Here is a 17567-nt window from a genome sequence, read left to right on the forward strand (position 1 = left end):
ACCATCAAAAACGCCACAAACCGCCGCGCCTGTCGGTGGATAACAACGAGCGATAATGTTGCCTTATCGTTCGTTTTGCTCATGATAGAGAGAATGCCCGATAGCGCCGCCCAGAACCCGAACATTCGTGCGCCAGAGAGCTCCGCGCCGCCTGAGAGCCCCGGCTCCAGCCGTCGATCGTTCCGCCGTCGAAACGTCGGCCGAGATCGGCGGCGGCCTCCCCGCCCCGCTTCCGGCCGCGGACTCCGGCCTGCCGGCGCATCTCGAACGGCTCGCCGAGCGCGCCCGCGACTATGTCGGGGCGGCAAGCTCGGCCAACACGCGCCGGGCTTATGCCTCCGACTGGAAGCACTTTTCCGGCTGGTGCCGGCGCCAGGGCCTCGAGGTGCTACCGCCCTCCCCCCAGACGGTCGGGCTTTACATCACCGCCTACGCTTCGGGCGCCGCGACGGCTGATCGCCAGGCCAATTCCGTCGCGACGATCGAGCGCAGGCTCTCAGCGCTGACCTGGAACTATGCGCAGCGCGGGACGCCGCTCGCCCGCATGGACCGGCACATCGCGACCGTGCTCGCCGGCATCCGCAACACCCACGCCGCCCCGCCCCGGCAGAAGGAAGCCGTGCTGCCGGAAGACATCATCGCCATGCTCGAGACCCTCAATCGCGGCACCTTGCGAGGCCTCAGGGATCGCGCCATGCTGCTGGTCGGCTTCGCCGGCGGTCTGCGGCGCTCGGAAATCGTCGGCCTGGATTGCGGCCGCGACCAGACCGGGGACGGCCGCGGCTGGGTCGAGATCGGCCGCGGCTCGTCCGACGCCACCTGCCCGATCGTCGCCCTGCAGATCTGGCTGAAGCTGGCCCGGATCGGCCACGGGCCGCTGTTTCGCCGAGTGCGCGACCAAGGCAAGGATGTCGGGCCGGACCGGCTGGCCGATCAGCAGGTCGCCCGGCTGGTCAAACGCGCGGCGATCTGCCGGAAGGCGAGCGGGAGACGAAGTTCGCCGGGCATTCCCTCCGTGCCGGCCTCGCCTCCTCAGCGGAGGTCGACGAGCGCTACGTGCAGAAGCAGTTGGGCCATGCCAGCGCCGAGCTGACCCGCCGTTATCAGCGGCGCCGCGACCGCTTCCGCGTCAATCTGACGAAGGCGGCGGGGCTCTGAGGCCGCTTCCCGCTGATTAGAACCGATATGCCCAATCGCGCATTCCGATAAACATGATGCGCCACGACTGGTCGATAAGTTTGTACCACGCGTAGCAACAGTGATCGAGGATGTCGTTGTAGGATTTGCACACGCGGTTCGAAAGCCAGTTGTCACGAAGGAACTGCCAGACGTTCAAAAGTCAGAATCAACTCGACGTGCAGACTCCACACAGTTCGAGAGAACGGCTAGGCCGTGTGGACTCTTGGGATTCTCAAATCAGATTGAACGTGATTCAAGGCTTTCTTTTAGGAGGAAGCCTTGGGCGTCAAGGATCGGCTGGTTCTAAGCGATGCGCAATGGGATCGAATATCCGGCTTGATCATCGGCCGGCCGGACCAGCGCGGTTCGACGGGGCGCGATAACTCGGATGTTCGTCGAGGGCGTTTTGTGGATTGTGCGCACCGGCTCGCCGTGGCGCGATCTGCCTGAAGCGTTCGGCGACTGGAATAGCGTGTTCCGGCGCTTCAGCCGATGGAGCGCCAAAGGGGTCTGGCTGCGCATGTTCGAAGCGCTGGCGGATGATCCAGACTTTGAATACCTGATCGTCGATTCCACCATCGTCCGCGCCCACCAGCACGCCAGCGGCGCAAAAGGGGGGCTCAAAATCAGGCCATCGGTCGATCGCGCGGCGGCCTGACGACTAAGATCCATATGGCCGTCCGCGGCCTGGGCTGTCCGGTCCGTTTCTTCCTGACGGCAGGCCAAGCCGGTGATGCCCCGCAAGCCCAGCCCCTCGTCGAGGGCCTTGCGGCCGAGTTCGTCATGGCGGATGCGGCCTACGATTCCGACGCGTTCAGAGCCGCCATCGCCGCAAAGGGCGCACAGGCCGTCATTCCAAACAATCCTTCGCGGACCAAGAAATATCCGCTCAACAAGCCCCTTTACGCCGAGCGTCACCTCGTCGAATGCTGCTTCTCAAAACTGAAGCAGTTCAGGCGTGTCGCCACGCGCTACGAAAAGACCGCGCGAAACTACTTCGCCGTCGTCGCCATTGCCGCCACTCTGCTCTGGATAAGGTAACTGTCCACACGGCCTAGTCGCCGAGCGTACGGCGCTGATCAACCAGTTGCGCTCCATTCTTTTGGAGCGTGGATTGGCGGCCTGCCAAGGCTCAGTCTTCCAGTCGACGATGATATTCATCGGGCCTCCCTTCTTTGTTGCTGTCCAATCAGTCGGCGAGCCCGATCATCACGGACAGCATGTTGTTCAGCGCCAGCATATCGGCGCCTGACAGATGGCCTATCACCGGGCCGCATTTGGCACGCGGATAGGCCAGAACCTTGTCGACCATGACCTGTGAGACGAGTTTGAGACCGTTCGAGGCCGTCGGCTCGATGGTGAGCCGATATAGCGGGGCATCGGCGATCGTGCCGGTGAGCAAGACCACGAGCACGCTGTCCGCCGCATTGAGCACATCGGACTGGATGACGACCGCCGGACGGGGCTTGCCGTAGTCGCCCTGTGCCGAAACCGTGACGAGATCCCCTCTCCTCACGATTCAGGCCATTCAGTCGCGGCGGCAATGAAATCCAGCGCCTCCGCTTCCTCGGGCCGGCCGCGCAGCAGCAATCCCTGCCGCCTGGCTTCGGCGGCAAATTCCGGCTTGTGGGGATCAGGCACCCAGATACGCAGCTGCTTCATGCCGCGATGCTGCTGCTGCTGGCGGTAGCGCTGAAACTTGGTCAGGCCGTCATCGGTGTGCTTGGGCCGCGCCATATGAGATCTCCATCAGTTGCGCGCTACTTTACTATAAAGGTTGGCGCTACCAAACCGTTCCATGAATTAGGCCCGCGTTTTCGTTTTCTTCAGCCGGGCATTCATCTGCGCCATCAGGATCGGCCCGAGCGAGAACTCCCCTGCCCCGGCTTTCGCCGTCAGGCCGCGCAGATAGCCGCCGGCGGAATTGATGGTGGCGCTCCGCTCGAGGATGCAAGCGACAACGATCGCGGCCTGGACCTCACCCATAACGCACTGCGCCTCCTCCCAAGCGCTGGGACTGATCCCGAGCATCGGCCGGACCACAGCGGCCGTCGCCAGGAAATCGCGCCAATTCGAAATCTGGCCGTCCTTGGCGTAATCGGCCAGGTCGCCACACGCCTGCAGTACCATTCCTAAGGGATAGCTCCCCTCCCCTCCCCTCGGCGCTTGTTGGTCTGGCGACGGCCTAGCCGCCCTGCCTTTTTTGAAGGCTGGTTCAAGATCAATAAAGGAGTTTGGATTTGAATTCTGTTTGTGCGGCTCAGAATGGGCCTCATTGGAGTCCAGATTCGACGTTTTGACGTGTGATTTCAGCAGATCAAGCACGTCGTCGGCAAGTTGAGAAAGCGTATCGGCGGCCTCCTCCAGCTGCTCAAGTGTTGGCGAGCGTGGAATTCCGTCCACGATCGCCCGGAATCCGACGTGAATCCTGGGCCAGTCGGCGGGTACGCTCTCCTCAATGCCGGAGGCGATCATCTTGGCGATGTCGCGCCGGCATAGCGTGATGCGCTCGCGGGCCAGCTTCACGGCCCTGATCTCGGCCGCGATCTCCTCGGCTAGGCGCTCGATCTCATCGGAACGGGCAACCAACGGCGAGATGTCGAAGCCGAAGGCGCGATCGATCTCCCCTGCCATATCCTTTCTGGCATAGCGCTTGCCGTTCGGTGAGTCCCGGCGAACGATCAGGCCAGCATCGACCAGGGCCGCCAGATGACGTTTCAACGTTGAGATCGGCATGCCATGGGCTCGCAGAGACAACTGGACGTTCGACGGGAAGACGATCAGATCGTCCTCTCCGGTGAGCGCCGTCTCCGGATGGAAAGTCAGCAGCGCATTCAGGACCGCCAGTGAACGTTCGGAGACACCGAGTTTCGGCCTGGCCGTGCAGAGAGCCTGGAAGATCTTCCATTTGTGGACGACCTTTTCGGGCGGCCGCGAAGTCGCGACGATCTGCGTTGCCACATGGGTAAGCGTCAACGGTCGCCGCCCAAAGGGCGTCGTTGGGGCACGTGTCTGCATTTGTTGTCAGGCAAAAGAAATTTGCTCGCCGAATCGACGCCTAGGACTCTTGACAGCGATTCGCGGAAGGTGTTTTCTCAAATCCGCCAAGATTGATGAGAAAGGGCTTCCGGGGCTTCGCTTCGGGGGCCTTTTCTTTTGCGGCTGCTCCTTGGTTCTGGGTTGATCGTTACGCGGTTAGGGACGCAAACTGGGGGTTGCCAGATGCCAACTCCTACTGGCCGTCGAGCCAATCGTCGTAGAGAGACGCCATCCGGCTTTCGAGCCACTCACCGAACGGGCGGCCATCCTTACGCGAAGACCCATCATTCTTGGGGATCTTCACGGTCATATCGCCAGACGGCGACCGCTTAACGAGTGCGAACTCGGATCCATTGCGACCCGCGATCGGAGAAAAGTCCGCAGCTGCGGACTTTTTCGTTTCCCTCCTGGAAGCCGCAGCGAAAACGGCATTGAAGCGCTCATCGCTACCGAGTCTCAGAAACTCAGTGTCGCCGAGAAGTCTGCGGCAAACCTTCATATTCGACGGGATGGTCTCCGCCAGAGTGGCCCATCTTGGCCGCCCAACAGAAGGGGCGGGGCCGATCGCGATGATGACATCTTCGGGAATCATCGAAGCAACCTCGATCATTTTGTAGACCGTCGATTTGCTGGCCGAGATGGCAGAAACGAGACGTTCGCCCTTGAGGCCGCGATCTTTCAGTCGCCGAGCAAACAGGCACTTCTCGATGAAAGAGGTGTTGTTACGCTCGTTGTTCTCCTGCCCCTGAGCGACCAGGGCCTCTTCCTCGCCAATGTCCGTGACGACGGCTTTCAGGGGTCGGCCGAGAGCTTTAACAGCCGCCACGCGCCGATGGCCGAAGACCGTGAGATAGCGGCCTGGTGCTGACGGGTTCGGCCGGAGCAGGGCAGGGACCCTCTGGCCGCTTTCGGCGATGCTAGCTCGCAGCGACTCGTTCTCGTCAGATGCCGGATCGTCGAGGCGATCGCGAATAGGCGAGGGGTCTATGAGAGCCGGATCGATCTCGACGACATTGACGCCAGATTGCAGCTGCTTGTTGAGATCGCTAACCGTCTCCTGGAGCCGGCGCGTTTCTTCAGCCGAATTCTCCAGGATGCCGCTTAAGGTGCTAAGAGGCCCGGCCCGCTGGACGGGTTGCTTAACCTGCTGCGTACTCGAATCTGATTGACCGCCCGCCGGGATAACGTTGGAGAAGATGTTCTTCCTCATCAGCGTCCCCAAGCTCGATGGATGAGTTGCTCGATCTCGCTGTTGACCGCGTTGACGGTCTCAAGAGCGCGATCGTAGGTGGCGCGGACAAACTGATTACGCTCGACCTCGTAGATTGTCTGGCTGGTCAACCCAGCATCCGAAATGGCCGTCGATTTGTAGGTCGGATGGTTGAGAATGTGCTCGCCGAAGACGGTCCGCATAAACCCGGCCATCTGATTTTGAGGCCCGTCGGCTGACTCGAAACGCGTCAGAAGATAGCGCAGCCAATGGTAATTCGGCTCAGCCCCGGTGTTGCTCGCGATCACATCCAGCAGGTCGCCGAGCATGGTCAGGAACTGAGACATCGACATCACGTCAAGCATCTGGGGATGAACGGTGATCAGAACCGATGTGGCGGCGAACAGTGCGCCGAAGGTGAGATATCCAAGCTGGGGAGGGCAGTCGATGATGACGAGATCGTAATCGTCGTCCACCTCACTGATGGCGTTCTGGATACGAGCGAAGATTGATGCCGCAGGCAAATGCCGCTCATGGAGTATCCGCGGCGTCGCATGCTCGTATTCCATCAGCTCGAGACCGGCCGGGACCAGATCGAGCCCTGGAATGTAGGTCTTGCGGATGATCTCGCGGATGCTGCGCGCCTCACTGTCGTAGCGGATGGCGCCGTAGATGGTGTGATCGGGCTCGACATCGACCTCCGGCGCGACGCCGAACATTGTTGTCAAACTGGCTTGCGGATCGAGGTCGATGACCAGCACACGATAGCCATGCAGGGCCAAGTACTGCGAGAGATTGGCGGCCGTGGTTGTCTTGGCCGAGCCGCCCTTGAAATTCAGAATCGAAATGATCTGGAGCGCCTCGCCATCCCGTCGCCCAGGGAGATATTTCTCCGAGGAACGTGGTTTGGCGCCCAGGGTTTTACGAAGAGTCTGGATGTCTTCCAGCGTGTAGGTGCGGCGGGACTGCCCCTTGCTGGTCAAGTCCTCACCGTATGCGATCGCCGTCTGACGGAGCCAGCTTTCCGTCACCCTCAAGAGAGCCGCCACTTCGGAGGGAGACATTTTGCGGAAAGCCTTCGCGGCCGTCGGCGGAAAGCTCTTCAGGCGGTGCTCGGTCAGATTCCGGGAAAGCGCTGTCCCTTGCTCTTTTATGAGACTGCGGACCTGCGTTCCCTCTGTATCGATGCTGGCTGTCACTTGCGCTTTCCAGACGAACTGCGGATGATTTGCGTCATTAAAGGTTTTCTGCCGATTCCACAGAGTCGCGCAAGGACTATTTTTGCAAGTTGTCGCCTCGAAGCTCCGATTTTGGCCAATCAATGAGAACGGGCGTGACCCGTGGGGCACGATCGCCGGGCTTCTGGCACCTCCGCACGCGGATCGCATCGGCGCGTTGAACGCATTTATTGCATTCCAATCAATAGCATAACTGCGCGCTTCATTGAGAATGCGGCCCTGCCGGGGCTCATGGTTTTATGAGGGGCGCCAGCGCTCGCTATTCACGATCCCACGACCGCTTTCAGGCTTTGTCGATGCCGACCCACCCGGGCATGGAGAACCCCGCTCATAATTTCATTAGTCGCGCCGGCCCCGCGATGGTGGCTTTTAGCCCTTCGAACCCGACAGATTCGGAGCAACACGCATGCGGGCCATCGCCGTTCCACCCAAAACTGACAGTCACTCGGCTGTCCTTCTCGATTCGATGCATAGACTTCGCGCCCGCGTCTTCCGCGAGCGCCTGAACGTCGTGGTCAGGGACGGGCACGAGGCCGATCAGTTCGACCCCTGCCGGCCGACCTACATCCTGGCGCTATCCGACCGAAACGAGGTCGCGGGCTGCGCCCGATTGCTTTCCACGACAGGGCCGACGCTGCTGTCCGTGCGCTTTCCCGAGTTGATCGCGTCGGGCCTGCCTCACGCCGCCATGATCGAAAGCTCGCGCTTCTGCGTCGACACGTCGATGGAGACGGGGAGGGCAGGGCAGGCGCTTCATGACGCCACCTGGACCATGTTCGCGGCGATCATCGAATGGTCGATGGCGAACGGCTATTCCGAACTCGTCACCGTGACCGCCGCCCGCATCGAGCTAATCCTGCGCCGCGCGGGCTGGCCGATGGCGCGGATCGAAGAGCCCAAGCCGATCGGCAACACGGCGGCCATCGTCGGCCTGCTGCGGACGGACCGGGCGAGCTTCGAGCACGTGCGGCCGAACGACTCCGCCTCGTCGATCTATCCGCTCCCGCAAGCGGCTTAAAGGGAGCCCGTCGCGATGACGCAATTGCGCTCTCATCCGCGCCTGATCCGCAAGCTGCAGGAAGCCCTGGGCGACCAGCTCTGCGTCGCCCTCGAGGACGCAAGCGTGGTGGAGATCATGCTCAATCCGGACGGCAAGCTGTTCATCGAACGGCTCGGCCACGGCATGGCGGCGACCGGAGAGATGACCGCGGCCGCCGCGGAGATCGTCATCGGCAGCGTGGCGCATGCGCTCAATTCCGAAGCCGATGACGAGCAGCCGATCATCTCCGGCGAATTGCCGATTGGCGGCCACAGGTTCGAGGGGTTGCTGCCCCCGATTGTCAAGGCGCCGGCCTTCACGATCCGCCGGCGCGCGTCGCGGCTGATTCTGCTTGCCGACTATGTGAAGAACCGGGTGATGACGGAGCGCCAGGCCGACATCATTCGTAACGCCGTCGCCTCGCGCCTCAACATCGTCATTTCCGGGGGCACCGGGTCGGGCAAGACGACGCTGGCGAACGCCGTCATCGCGGAGATCGCCGAGACAGCGCCTGACGACCGCATCCTGATCCTGGAGGACACGGCCGAGATCCAGTGCCCGGCCGAAAACGTAGTCGCGTTGCACACCAGCGACACCGTCGACATGGCCCGGCTTCTCAAGAGCACCATGCGGCTCAGGCCCGATCGCATCGTCGTGGGCGAGGTCCGCGACGGCGCCGCGCTTACGCTGCTCAAAGCCTGGAACACAGGCCATCCCGGTGGCGTAGCCACCGTTCATGCGAACACCGCCGAGTCGGCCCTGCGCCGGCTCGAGCAGCTCATCGCCGAAGCGAGCCAGCAGCCGATGCGTGAGGTAATCGGCGAAGCCGTCGACCTGATCGTCTCGATCGAGCGGACCACGAGGGGCCGCGTCCTGCGCGACATCCTCCACGTCGAGGGCTTCGTCAACGGCCGCTACCAGACCGAATCCTATTGCCCAAAGGAGGAAACCAATGTCGCCTGACCGCCTTGCCGCCCGCATCGCGCTGGGGCTCGCGCTCGGCCTGCTGATCACTCATCCCGCGCTTGCCTCCTCGGGCGGCAGCCTGCCTTGGGAAAGTCCGCTTGAGCAGATCCAGAAATCCATCACCGGCCCGGTCGCCGGCTTCATCGCACTCGCGGCCGTGGCGGTCGCCGGCGGCATGCTGATCTTTGGCGGCGAGCTGAACGATTTCGCGCGGCGGCTGATGTACATCGTACTCGTCGCCGGCATCCTGCTTGGTTCGACCCAGATCGTCGCCCTGTTCGGTTCCACCGGCGCTTCGATCGGCACCGTCGCAACCGACACAACGGCCACCCCTGTCTCACCCGGCATCCGGGCAGGGGAGGGGGCTCATGGCTGAAGCCGGCTCCGCTCTCGCCCGCTCGCGTATCCACCGCGCGCTCTCGCGTCCCAATCTGCTGATGGGCGCCGACCGCGAGCTCGTGCTGTTGACGGGCCTCGCGGCCGTCATCCTGATTTTCGTGGTGCTCACCTGGTATGCGGCACTGCTCGGCGTCACGATCTGGACCTTCACTGTCGGCCTGCTGCGGATGATGGCGAAGGCCGATCCGGCGATGCGGCGCGTCTATCTTCGCCATGTCGGCTACCGCCAGCACTATCGCCCGACCTCTTCGCCTTGGCGGCGCTTCTGAGGATCGAGCATGGTTGCGCTGCGTTCCTTCCGCCATTCCGGGCCGTCCTTCGCCGACCTCGTGCCCTACGCGGGACTGGTCGATGACGGCATCGCCCTCCTTAAGGACGGCTCGCTGATGGCCGGCTGGTATTTTGCCGGGCCGGATTCGGAGAGCTCGACCGACGCCGAGCGCAACGATGTGTCCCGGCAGATCAATGCCATCCTGGCCCGCCTCGGCTCGGGCTGGATGATCCAGGTCGAGGCGCTGCGCATTCCGGCCACCGACTATCCCGCCCGCAAGGACGGGCATTTCCCCGACGCGGTCACGCGCGCGATCGACGAGGAGCGGCGCGGGCATTTCGAACGGGAGAAAGGGCACTACGAAAGCCGGCATGCCCTGATCCTGACCTGGCGCCCGCCAGAGCGGCGCAAGTCGGGCCTCGCCAAGTACGCCTACTCCGACAAGGACAGCCGTTCGGCGAGCTTCGCCGACACGGCGCTCCGCAACTTCAGGACCTCGATTCGCGAGATCGAGCAATATCTGTCGAACCTGCTGTCGATCCAGCGCATGCGGACGCGCGAGACCGTGGAACACGGCGGGACGCGCATCGCGCGCTATGACGAGCTCTTCCAGTTCGTGCGCTTCTGCGTCACCGGAGAGAACCATCCGGTCCGCCTGCCCGAGATCCCGATGTATCTCGATTGGCTCGTCACCGCCGAATATCAGCACGGGCTGACGCCGATGGTCGACGGCCGTTACGTCGGCGTGGTGGCGATTGACGGACTGCCGGCGGAAAGCTGGCCGGGCATCCTCAATGTGCTCGACCAGATGCCGCTGACCTATCGCTGGTCGTCGCGCTTCATGTTCCTCGACCAGATCGAAGCGCGCGAACGGCTCGAGCGCACCCGCAAGAAGTGGCAGCAGAAGGTCCGGCCCTTCTTCGACCAGCTGTTCCAGACCCAGTCGCGTTCGGTCGACCAGGACGCCATGGCCATGGTCGCCGAGACACAGGATGCAATCGCCGAAGCGGCATCGCAGCTCGTCGCCTATGGCTACTACACCCCGGTCATCGTGCTGCAGGATCACGATGCCGAACGGCTACGCGAAAAGTGCGAGGGCATTCGCCGTGTCGTCCAGGCCGAGGGTTTTGGCGCCCGCATCGAGACGCTGAACGCCACGGAGGCCTTCCTCGGATCGCTGCCCGGCAACTGGTATGCGAACATCCGCGAGCCGCTGATCCATACCCGCAACCTCGCCGACCTTCTGCCGCTCAATTCTGTCTGGTCGGGTAGCCCAGTCGCGCCATGCCCGTTCTATCCGGAGGGTTCACCACCGCTGATGCAGGTGGCGTCGGGCTCGACCCCGTTCCGGCTGAACCTTCACACCGACGATGTCGGTCACAGCCTGATCTTCGGCCCGACCGGCTCCGGCAAATCGACCCTTCTGGCGCTGATCGCCGCGCAATTCCGCCGCTACAGCGGCGCGCAGATCTTCGCCTTCGACAAGGGCCCATCGTTGATGCCGCTGACGCTCGCGGCTGGCGGCGATCACTATGAGATTGGCGGGGCAGGGGAGGGGCCTCAGCTTGCCTTCTGCCCGCTCGCCGAACTTGCCACCGACGCCGACCGCGCCTGGGCGTCAGAGTGGATCGAGACGCTCGTGGCGCTGCAGGGCGTCAGCGTCACGCCGGATCATCGCAACGCCATCTCGCGCCAGGTCGCCCTCATGGCGGGGGCGCCGGGACGCTCGCTCTCCGACCTCGTCTCGGGCGTGCAGATGCGCGAGATCAAGGACGCGCTGCACCACTATACGGTCGACGGCCCGATGGGGCATCTGCTCGATGCCGAGCGCGACGGGCTGGTGCTCGGCGGTTTCCAGACCTTCGAGATCGAGGAGCTGATGAACATGGGCGAGCGCAGCCTCGTGCCCGTGCTCACTTATCTGTTCCGGAGGATCGAGAAGCGGCTGACCGGCGCTCCGAGCCTTATCCTGCTCGACGAGGCCTGGCTGATGCTGGGCCATCCCGTCTTCCGCGACAAAATCCGCGAATGGCTGAAGGTGCTGCGCAAGGCCAATTGCGCCGTGGTGCTCGCCACGCAGTCGATCTCGGACGCCGAGCGTTCCGGCATCATCGACGTGCTGAAGGAATCCTGCCCGACCAAAATCTGCCTGCCGAACGGCGCGGCGCGTGAGCCGGGAACGCGCGAGTTCTACGAACGCCTCGGCTTCAACGAGCGCCAGGTCGAGATCGTCTCCAACGCGATCCCGAAGCGCGAATATTACGTCACCTCCCCCGCCGGACGTCGCCTCTTCGACATGGCGCTGGGTCCGGTCGCGCTCGCCTTCGTCGGCGCCTCCGGCCGGGACGATCTCAAACGCATCACGGAACTCAAGACAGCGCACGGCCGCACCTGGCCGGCGTACTGGCTCCAGACAAGGGGGATCGCTCATGCCGAGGCGCTACTCGCACATGACTAGATTGGAATTCCTGCGCGGCGCGGCGACCGCCGCCTTCGCCATTCCGTTCTTGGCGAGATCCGCCTTCGCTGGCGGCGGCGCCCTCAGTGGCGGCGCGACCGAGTGGACGCAGATGCTCAACAACAGCGAACTCGTTTCGCTGGTCGGCAAATCGGCCGAGCAGGTGAACAACCAGATCAAGCAGATCACCCAGCTCGCCGAGCAGATTCAGAACCAGCTGAAGATCTACAGCAACATGCTGCAGAACACCGCGCAGTTGTCGAACCATATCTGGGGGCAGGTCCAGAGCGATCTCAACCAGCTCAGGAACATCGTTAGCCAGGGGCAGGGCATCGCCTTCTCGATGGGCAATATCGACGATGTGCTGAAGCAGCGCTTCCAGAGCTACGCCGACTTCAAGACCAGTCTGCCGAACAATGCCAGCTTCTCGTCGACCTATCAGACGTGGTCCTCGACCAACCGCGACACGATCGGCGGCACGCTGCGCGCCGCGAGCCTCACCGCCGATCAGTTATCGAGCGAGGAGGCGACCATGTCGCAGCTCCGCACGATGTCGGAAGGCGCCGACGGTCAGATGAAGGCGCTGCAGGTCAGCCACCAGATCGCGACCCAGCAGGTCGCCCAGATGCAGAAGCTGCGCGGGCTCGTCTCCCAGCAGATGACGATGATGGCGACCTGGTATCAGTCGGAACAGGCCGAGAAGGACCTCGCACAAGCGCGCCGGGAGGAGTTCTTCAAGTCGACGGCGCCCTCGATGTCGGGCGGACAGGAGATGCGTCCGAGATGGTGAAACCTCCCGCTCTGGTCGTCATCATTTGCACATGCGCGGCGGCCGCCATCGGTCTCTGGCTTTCCCTGCGCACGCCGACGACCCCGGCCGCAACCGATCCGGCGCCGGCTCCGCACGCGAGCGATGACCGCAAGCGCGCGAAGGACTTTTTCGGCGCGCCGCAAAAGTACGACATGACCAACGGACAGGAGATACGTCCGCGATGGTGACGGCCTCCTTTCTCACCCGTCCTTCGACGGTGCTCGTCATTGCCGTCGCAGCCACCGTCTTTCTTTGCGCCGTCGACCCGGCAATCGCCGCCGCGGATGGCGGCGTGCTGACGACGGTCGAGAACCAGGTGGTCACGGCCGCGAAGGGTTGGGAAAAAACTGTCACGGATGCCGCAAAATCGCTGTTCTGGATTCTCGCCGGCATCGAGGTCGGCATCGCCGCGGTCTGGCTCGCGATCCAGGCCGCGACGATCGAGGCCTGGTTCGCCGAGCTCGTGCGCCGGATCATGTTCATCGGCTTCTTCGCCTTCGTCCTCACGGAGGGGCCGAGTTTCGCCAAGGCCGTGGTCGACAGCCTGTTCCAGATCGGCGGCGGCAGCGGCTCGGCTTCGCCGGCGAACGTCTTCAATGCCGGCCTGACGGTCGCCTCCGCCATGTCGCAGAAGATCTCCTTCGGCGTGTTTCAGGACAACGCGCTGGCGCTCTCGGCCTCACTCGCCATGATCGTCAGCGTCATCGCCTTCTCGCTGGTGGCGGCGATCTTCCTCGCCGTTCTCGTCGAGATGTATGTCGGCCTTCTCGCCGGCATGATCATGCTCGGCCTCGGCGGCTCATCCTTCACCAAGGACTTTGCGATCCGCTACCTCGTCTACGCCTTCTCGGTCGGCATGAAGCTCATGTCGCTCGTGATGATCGCCAAGATCGGTTCCGACGTACTGATCGGCCTCGCCCAGGATACGTCGGTCGGCAACCAGTACCAGACCGCGCTCGCCATCGCCGGCATCGCGGTCGTCGTCTTCATCCTCGCGATGTACGTGCCGGCCATCGTCCAGGGCGTGGTTCAAGGCGCTTCGGTCAGCGGCGGCATGGAGGTGATCCGGCACGGCGCGCAGGCCGCGAGTTTCGCGGCCGGAGGCACTGCCCTCGCGATGGGCGGGGCCAACGCTGGCGCAGCGGCCTTCTCGGCGGCGCGCGCGAGCGGTTCATCTGTCGGCGGCGCCGCAATGGCCGGATTGCGCGGCGCCGCGTCGGCCGGAGGCGCGCTCGCCTCGGCCGCCCGCGACAAGGCGATCGGTGCGCCCGGCGCCTATGCCGGATCGCTGCTCGGGCTCGCCAATGCGAAGCTCGAGAAAGGCGGCAACGGTACGCCGACCCCTTCGCCCCAAAAATATGACAATTGACGGAAGAAACACGTTTGGCCTCCCCCAGCAGTCCCGAAAATCCCTATATCGCCGCGCGGCGGGAATGGACCGAGCGCTACGGCTCCTATGTGAAGGCCGCCAGCGCCTGGCGCATCGTCGGCATTGCAAGCCTCGGCCTCGCGTTCATGAGCACGAGCTATGCGCTCTATCAGAGCACGCAGGTCAAGCTCGTTCCCTATATCGTTGAAGTTGATAAGCTCGGTTCTTCGGTGAGCGCGGGGTTTCCGGCGCGGATCGAATATGCCGATCCTCGCGTGGTGCGCGCCACGCTTGCGGGCTTCATCACCAACTTCCGATCGGTGACGCCGGACACGGTGGTGCAGAAGCAATATATCGACCGCGTCTACGCCATGCTGCGCACGACGGACCCCGCGACCGAAAAGGTCAACGCCTGGTTCCGCTCGAGCTCGCCGTTCGACAAGGCCAAGACCGCAACGGTCGCGATCGAGGTCAATAATGTCGTGCCGCTGTCGCCGCAGTCCTTCCAGATCGACTGGACCGAATACGAGCGCGACCGCAAGGGCAAGGAAGTGGCGACCCGGCGCTTCCGGGGCGTGGCCAGCGTCGTGCTGATCCCGCCGCAGGACGAGGCGGTGATCCGGCTCAACCCGATCGGCCTCTACCTCAAGGATTTCGACTGGACCGCACAGATCTGAAAGGCGCGCCCTTAACTATGACTGCGACAAGACCAAGCTTCCAGGCCGCCCTTCTGATCGCGACCGCCCTCGTTTCCGTCACCGGCCTTCACAGCGCCGATGCCCAAAGCCTCAACCGGAAGGAAGCCAAGGGCATGGACATTTCCGGCCAGTGGCGCGGCCGGACCGGGCTCGTGACACGGGGCGCCGATGGCAAGGTGATCTTCCTCTATGGCGAGGTGCAGCCCTCCGTGGTCTGCTCGCCGCTGCAGGTCTGCGATATCGAACTGCAGGGTGGCGAGGTGGTGCGCGACGTCCTCGTCGGCGACACCGTGCGCTGGAAGGTTGAGCCCGCGACCTCCGGCGCGACGGGCGGCCAGGCAATCCACCTCATCGTCAAGCCGACCGAGCCCGGCCTCGTCACCTCCATAGTGGTGACGACGTCGCGACGGACCTATCACATCCAGCTCAAGTCGCACCCGACCCAGTACATGGCGCGCGTCGGCTTCGACTATCCCGAGGACGTCTCCTCGCGCCTTGCCGACGTCAACGCCCGGATCGAGGCGGGCGGCGCCGGCGTGCCGGCGGAGCAGCTGAACTTCAGCTATGCGGTCTCCGGCAGCGCGGGCTGGCGGCCGACCCAAGTCTATAGCGACGGCACGAAGACCTACATCCAGTTCCCGGAATCCGTCGCCTCGCAGGACGCCCCCGTCCTGTTCGTGGTCTCAGGCGGCCAGAACCGCATCGTCAACTACCGGATGAAGAGCAACATCATGATCGTCGACTATGCGGTCGACAAGGCGATCCTCCTCTCCGGCGTCGGCTGGAGCCAGGAGAAGATCACCATCCAGAGGGGAGGGTGACGGCATGGCCAGCCACTTCTTCACCAGCTGCCGCAGGGCGCGCGCGGCCGCCTTCCTCCTCACGGCCGCCCTTCTTTCCGGATGCGCGACATTCGGCACCGACGGGCTTGTCCCAAGCACCGCGCCGGCCGAACTCTCGACGCCTGCCGCCTCCGCCGTCGCCGGCGATCTCGTCCCGCGCCTCGCCGAACAAATCGGCCAGGGAAAGGCGACCTTCGTCCTGAAGCCCGATGGCTCCGCCTTCGGTTCGGCGTTGGAGACCTCTCTCAGGGGCTGGGGTTATGCCGTCACGACCGATCAGGAGACCAAGGATCCAAAAGCGATCCGGCTCGCCTATGTGCTCGCCTCCATGGACGGGCAGACGCTCGCTCGTCTCACGACCGGCTCGATCGAGATCGGCCGCGTCTATTCCGCGACCGCGACGGGGGCGCTGCCGGCAAGCCCGGTCTCGGTGATGAAGCGGGGAGGGGAGGGGGCATGACGCAATCTCTGCAACTCGGCGGCGGGACGGGCGCGCCGAAAGACATCCGCCGTCTCAACCGCCTGCCGATCATCGCCGCGGCCGTGCTCGGCATCGTGTTCCTCGCAGTGATCTTCTACGGGCTGACCTCGAGGGGACTCGCATTCCGCTCAACGCCTGACACGGGTTCGACCGGCGGCGCGCCCGCCACGACCTTCGCCGATCAGATGAAGCGAGGCGTTGCCGACGGCATCATCGGCGACGGCCAGCAGCCTCCGCCCGCGGCGCCGACGCCCGAGCCGAAACCTGCGCCGCAAAACCCCTTCGTCCCGCCACAGCTTGCCGTCGCAGAGCCGAGGGGCGGCGCACTCGAATCCGAAGAAGCCTGGCGGGCGCGTCTGGCCCGCGATGGACAGGAACAGCTCCTCCGGGAGCGCCAGCGCCAGAGAATGGCGCGTCTGCAGGCGAGCAACATCGCGCTGGATTCGCCGCTCGCCATCGACACGCAGAAGATCAAGGCGACGTCGGCGGCCACGTCGCCGGCGAAACCGGGCGCGATGACACCGACCTCATCCTCGCCGACCGACCTCTACAGCCTCGCGCTTCTGACCGGGCTCAACGGCCAGAACCTCTATCCCAACGGGCAAGCGAAGAAGGAGAATTTTTTCAACTCCGACCTCGCCAAGCTCGGCTATCTGCCGAACCAGGTCGTTCCCCCGCGCTCCTACTATGAGCTCAAGCGCGGCTCCGTCATCCCGGCGACGCTGATCACCGGCATCAACTCCGATCTGCCGGGCCGCATTACCGCCCAGGTCAGCCAGAACGTCTACGACAGTGCGACCGGCCACCGCCTGCTTATTCCTCAGGGAACAAAGCTGATGGGCCGCTACGACAGCAAGATCTCCTTCGGCCAGAGTCGCGTCCTCGTCATCTGGACCGACATCATTTTCCCGAACGGTTCGACCGTCCAGATCGGCGGCATGGCCGGAACGGACGCGGAAGGCTATGGCGGCTTCACCGACCAGGTCGACAACCACTACTTCAAGACCTTCGGCTCCGCGATCCTGCTCGCGATCATCGGCACGGGCATAGATATGGCGGTCCCGCAGAGCTCGACGCTCGCGACGCAGCAGACCGCGTCGGACGCCGCACGACGGAATTTTGCGGAAACCTTCGGCCGTGTTGCGGAGCGCACCATCAACAAGAACCTCGACGTGCAGCCGGCGCTGGAGATTCGCCCCGGTTATCAGTTCAACGTCCTTGTCGATCAGGACATTGTGTTCCCTGGCGCTTATCGGGGCTGATCACACGTAATGCGACTGAAGCCGCCATCTATCGCGATGCTCGATCCACCAGTTTCATGCAATCCGGCCTCTAAATTTTCGCATTTGTTGCGCCAAGTATAAATAACAAGCTACGCCAGACTGCATTAGACGCGAGGAGAGCGGAACGACACCTATGCACCAACATCATAACGACGAAAACAGAAGCTTCGCCGGGTTGGCGAGTCAACTTACTCATAGGTCAGAAAGATAGGCGACATTGTTGCGGCGTTGGTGTATGCTATCGGCATGAAACGCGACGGCCGACAACTTGACCATCGAACCCT

17 protein-coding genes and 2 pseudogenes are annotated in these 17567 nt (G+C 63.5%); 14 read left to right on the forward strand and 5 right to left on the reverse strand.

The window, feature by feature from the left end; genetic code table 11:
- The first annotated feature begins 205 nt into the window (after positions 1-205).
- Both AC5ZGW_RS42065 and AC5ZGW_RS42070 read left to right on the forward strand, forming a co-directional pair.
- Positions 206-1158: pseudogene (locus AC5ZGW_RS42065) on the forward strand (tyrosine-type recombinase/integrase).
- Between the two features lie 300 nt (positions 1159-1458).
- Positions 1459-2220: pseudogene (locus tag AC5ZGW_RS42070) on the forward strand (IS5 family transposase).
- A gap of 148 nt (positions 2221-2368) precedes the next feature.
- Here AC5ZGW_RS42070 and AC5ZGW_RS42075 read toward each other — a convergent pair.
- From AC5ZGW_RS42075 to repA, 5 genes are all read right to left on the reverse strand, one after another.
- Positions 2369-2695, reverse strand: coding sequence for a type II toxin-antitoxin system PemK/MazF family toxin (locus tag AC5ZGW_RS42075; protein ID WP_130230294.1), 327 nt, complete (start codon positions 2693-2695; stop codon positions 2369-2371).
- Positions 2692-2916: an antitoxin MazE-like protein gene (locus AC5ZGW_RS42080; RefSeq protein WP_028152591.1), complete on the reverse strand. Its 225-nt coding sequence runs from the start codon at positions 2914-2916 to the stop codon at positions 2692-2694. The genes AC5ZGW_RS42075 and AC5ZGW_RS42080 overlap by 4 nt, the downstream gene beginning before the upstream one ends.
- Before the next feature lie 66 nt (positions 2917-2982).
- Positions 2983-4197, reverse strand: a complete 1215-nt coding sequence (repC, locus tag AC5ZGW_RS42085) for a plasmid replication protein RepC (RefSeq protein ID WP_130230292.1) — start codon at positions 4195-4197, stop codon at positions 2983-2985.
- A gap of 214 nt (positions 4198-4411) precedes the next feature.
- Entirely contained in the window at positions 4412-5428 is a 1017-nt protein-coding gene (repB, locus tag AC5ZGW_RS42090; RefSeq protein ID WP_130230290.1) for a plasmid partitioning protein RepB, read from the reverse strand.
- On the reverse strand, positions 5428-6627 hold the full coding sequence (gene repA, locus AC5ZGW_RS42095; RefSeq protein WP_245475097.1) for a plasmid partitioning protein RepA: 1200 nt from the start codon (positions 6625-6627) through the stop codon (positions 5428-5430). Before repA ends, repB begins: the two co-directional genes overlap by 1 nt.
- 445 nt (positions 6628-7072) lie before the next feature.
- On the opposite strand from repA, the gene traI reads away from it, so the two are divergent.
- The 12 genes from traI to trbI are packed head-to-tail and all read left to right on the forward strand — an operon-like array spanning position 7073 to position 17262.
- Positions 7073-7684, forward strand: coding sequence for an acyl-homoserine-lactone synthase (traI, locus tag AC5ZGW_RS42100; RefSeq protein ID WP_130230286.1), 612 nt, complete (start codon positions 7073-7075; stop codon positions 7682-7684).
- 15 nt (positions 7685-7699) lie between these two features.
- Positions 7700-8668: a P-type conjugative transfer ATPase TrbB gene (trbB, locus tag AC5ZGW_RS42105; protein WP_130230284.1), complete on the forward strand. Its 969-nt coding sequence runs from the start codon at positions 7700-7702 to the stop codon at positions 8666-8668.
- Positions 8658-9047 (forward strand): TrbC/VirB2 family protein, encoded by a 390-nt coding sequence (locus AC5ZGW_RS42110; protein ID WP_130230282.1) that lies wholly within the window; start codon positions 8658-8660, stop codon positions 9045-9047. The genes trbB and AC5ZGW_RS42110 overlap by 11 nt, the downstream gene beginning before the upstream one ends.
- Positions 9040-9339, forward strand: a complete 300-nt coding sequence (locus AC5ZGW_RS42115) for a conjugal transfer protein TrbD (protein WP_130230280.1) — start codon at positions 9040-9042, stop codon at positions 9337-9339. The genes AC5ZGW_RS42110 and AC5ZGW_RS42115 overlap by 8 nt, the downstream gene beginning before the upstream one ends.
- Positions 9340-9348: 9 nt before the next feature.
- Positions 9349-11799, forward strand: a complete 2451-nt coding sequence (locus AC5ZGW_RS42120) for a conjugal transfer protein TrbE (protein ID WP_130230278.1) — start codon at positions 9349-9351, stop codon at positions 11797-11799.
- The gene (trbJ, locus tag AC5ZGW_RS42125) at positions 11792-12589 is read left to right on the forward strand and encodes a P-type conjugative transfer protein TrbJ (protein WP_245475096.1); all 798 of its coding nucleotides are present in this window, start codon (positions 11792-11794) and stop codon (positions 12587-12589) included. Before AC5ZGW_RS42120 ends, trbJ begins: the two co-directional genes overlap by 8 nt.
- Positions 12583-12798 carry an entry exclusion protein TrbK gene (gene trbK, locus AC5ZGW_RS42130; RefSeq protein ID WP_130230274.1) on the forward strand — a complete coding sequence of 72 codons (216 nt, stop codon included), beginning with the start codon at positions 12583-12585 and terminating at the stop codon, positions 12796-12798. The genes trbJ and trbK overlap by 7 nt, the downstream gene beginning before the upstream one ends.
- Positions 12792-13979 carry a P-type conjugative transfer protein TrbL gene (trbL, locus tag AC5ZGW_RS42135; protein WP_463702910.1) on the forward strand — a complete coding sequence of 396 codons (1188 nt, stop codon included), beginning with the start codon at positions 12792-12794 and terminating at the stop codon, positions 13977-13979. Before trbK ends, trbL begins: the two co-directional genes overlap by 7 nt.
- Before the next feature lie 14 nt (positions 13980-13993).
- A complete protein-coding gene (gene trbF, locus AC5ZGW_RS42140) occupies positions 13994-14656 on the forward strand; it encodes a conjugal transfer protein TrbF (RefSeq protein ID WP_130231673.1) in 663 nt (220 codons plus the stop codon).
- A gap of 17 nt (positions 14657-14673) precedes the next feature.
- Positions 14674-15498: a P-type conjugative transfer protein TrbG gene (gene trbG / locus AC5ZGW_RS42145; protein WP_130231671.1), complete on the forward strand. Its 825-nt coding sequence runs from the start codon at positions 14674-14676 to the stop codon at positions 15496-15498.
- Positions 15499-15502: 4 nt separating this feature from the next.
- Positions 15503-15979, forward strand: coding sequence for a conjugal transfer protein TrbH (trbH, locus tag AC5ZGW_RS42150; RefSeq protein WP_130231669.1), 477 nt, complete (start codon positions 15503-15505; stop codon positions 15977-15979).
- A complete protein-coding gene (trbI, locus tag AC5ZGW_RS42155) occupies positions 15976-17262 on the forward strand; it encodes an IncP-type conjugal transfer protein TrbI (RefSeq protein ID WP_130231667.1) in 1287 nt (428 codons plus the stop codon). Before trbH ends, trbI begins: the two co-directional genes overlap by 4 nt.
- Positions 17263-17567 lie beyond the last annotated feature (305 nt).

Source organism: Bradyrhizobium sp. Crot121, from assembly GCF_059512385.1.

What these genes read in the sequence shown, in the direction of transcription:
- AC5ZGW_RS42110 (WP_130230282.1), top strand. Translation starts at nt 8,658, where the DNA reads ATGTCGCCTGACCGCCTTGCCGCCCGCATCGCGCTGGGGCTCGCGCTC.
- AC5ZGW_RS42080 (WP_028152591.1), bottom strand. Translation starts at nt 2,916, where the DNA reads ATGGCGCGGCCCAAGCACACCGATGACGGCCTGACCAAGTTTCAGCGC.
- AC5ZGW_RS42120 (WP_130230278.1), top strand. Translation starts at nt 9,349, where the DNA reads ATGGTTGCGCTGCGTTCCTTCCGCCATTCCGGGCCGTCCTTCGCCGAC.
- repC (WP_130230292.1), bottom strand. Translation starts at nt 4,197, where the DNA reads ATGCAGACACGTGCCCCAACGACGCCCTTTGGGCGGCGACCGTTGACG.
- trbK (WP_130230274.1), top strand. Translation starts at nt 12,583, where the DNA reads ATGGTGAAACCTCCCGCTCTGGTCGTCATCATTTGCACATGCGCGGCG.
- trbI (WP_130231667.1), top strand. Translation starts at nt 15,976, where the DNA reads ATGACGCAATCTCTGCAACTCGGCGGCGGGACGGGCGCGCCGAAAGAC.
- trbH (WP_130231669.1), top strand. Translation starts at nt 15,503, where the DNA reads ATGGCCAGCCACTTCTTCACCAGCTGCCGCAGGGCGCGCGCGGCCGCC.
- AC5ZGW_RS42115 (WP_130230280.1), top strand. Translation starts at nt 9,040, where the DNA reads ATGGCTGAAGCCGGCTCCGCTCTCGCCCGCTCGCGTATCCACCGCGCG.
- traI (WP_130230286.1), top strand. Translation starts at nt 7,073, where the DNA reads ATGCGGGCCATCGCCGTTCCACCCAAAACTGACAGTCACTCGGCTGTC.
- trbJ (WP_245475096.1), top strand. Translation starts at nt 11,792, where the DNA reads ATGACTAGATTGGAATTCCTGCGCGGCGCGGCGACCGCCGCCTTCGCC.
- trbL (WP_463702910.1), top strand. Translation starts at nt 12,792, where the DNA reads ATGGTGACGGCCTCCTTTCTCACCCGTCCTTCGACGGTGCTCGTCATT.
- trbG (WP_130231671.1), top strand. Translation starts at nt 14,674, where the DNA reads ATGACTGCGACAAGACCAAGCTTCCAGGCCGCCCTTCTGATCGCGACC.
- repB (WP_130230290.1), bottom strand. Translation starts at nt 5,428, where the DNA reads ATGAGGAAGAACATCTTCTCCAACGTTATCCCGGCGGGCGGTCAATCA.
- trbB (WP_130230284.1), top strand. Translation starts at nt 7,700, where the DNA reads ATGACGCAATTGCGCTCTCATCCGCGCCTGATCCGCAAGCTGCAGGAA.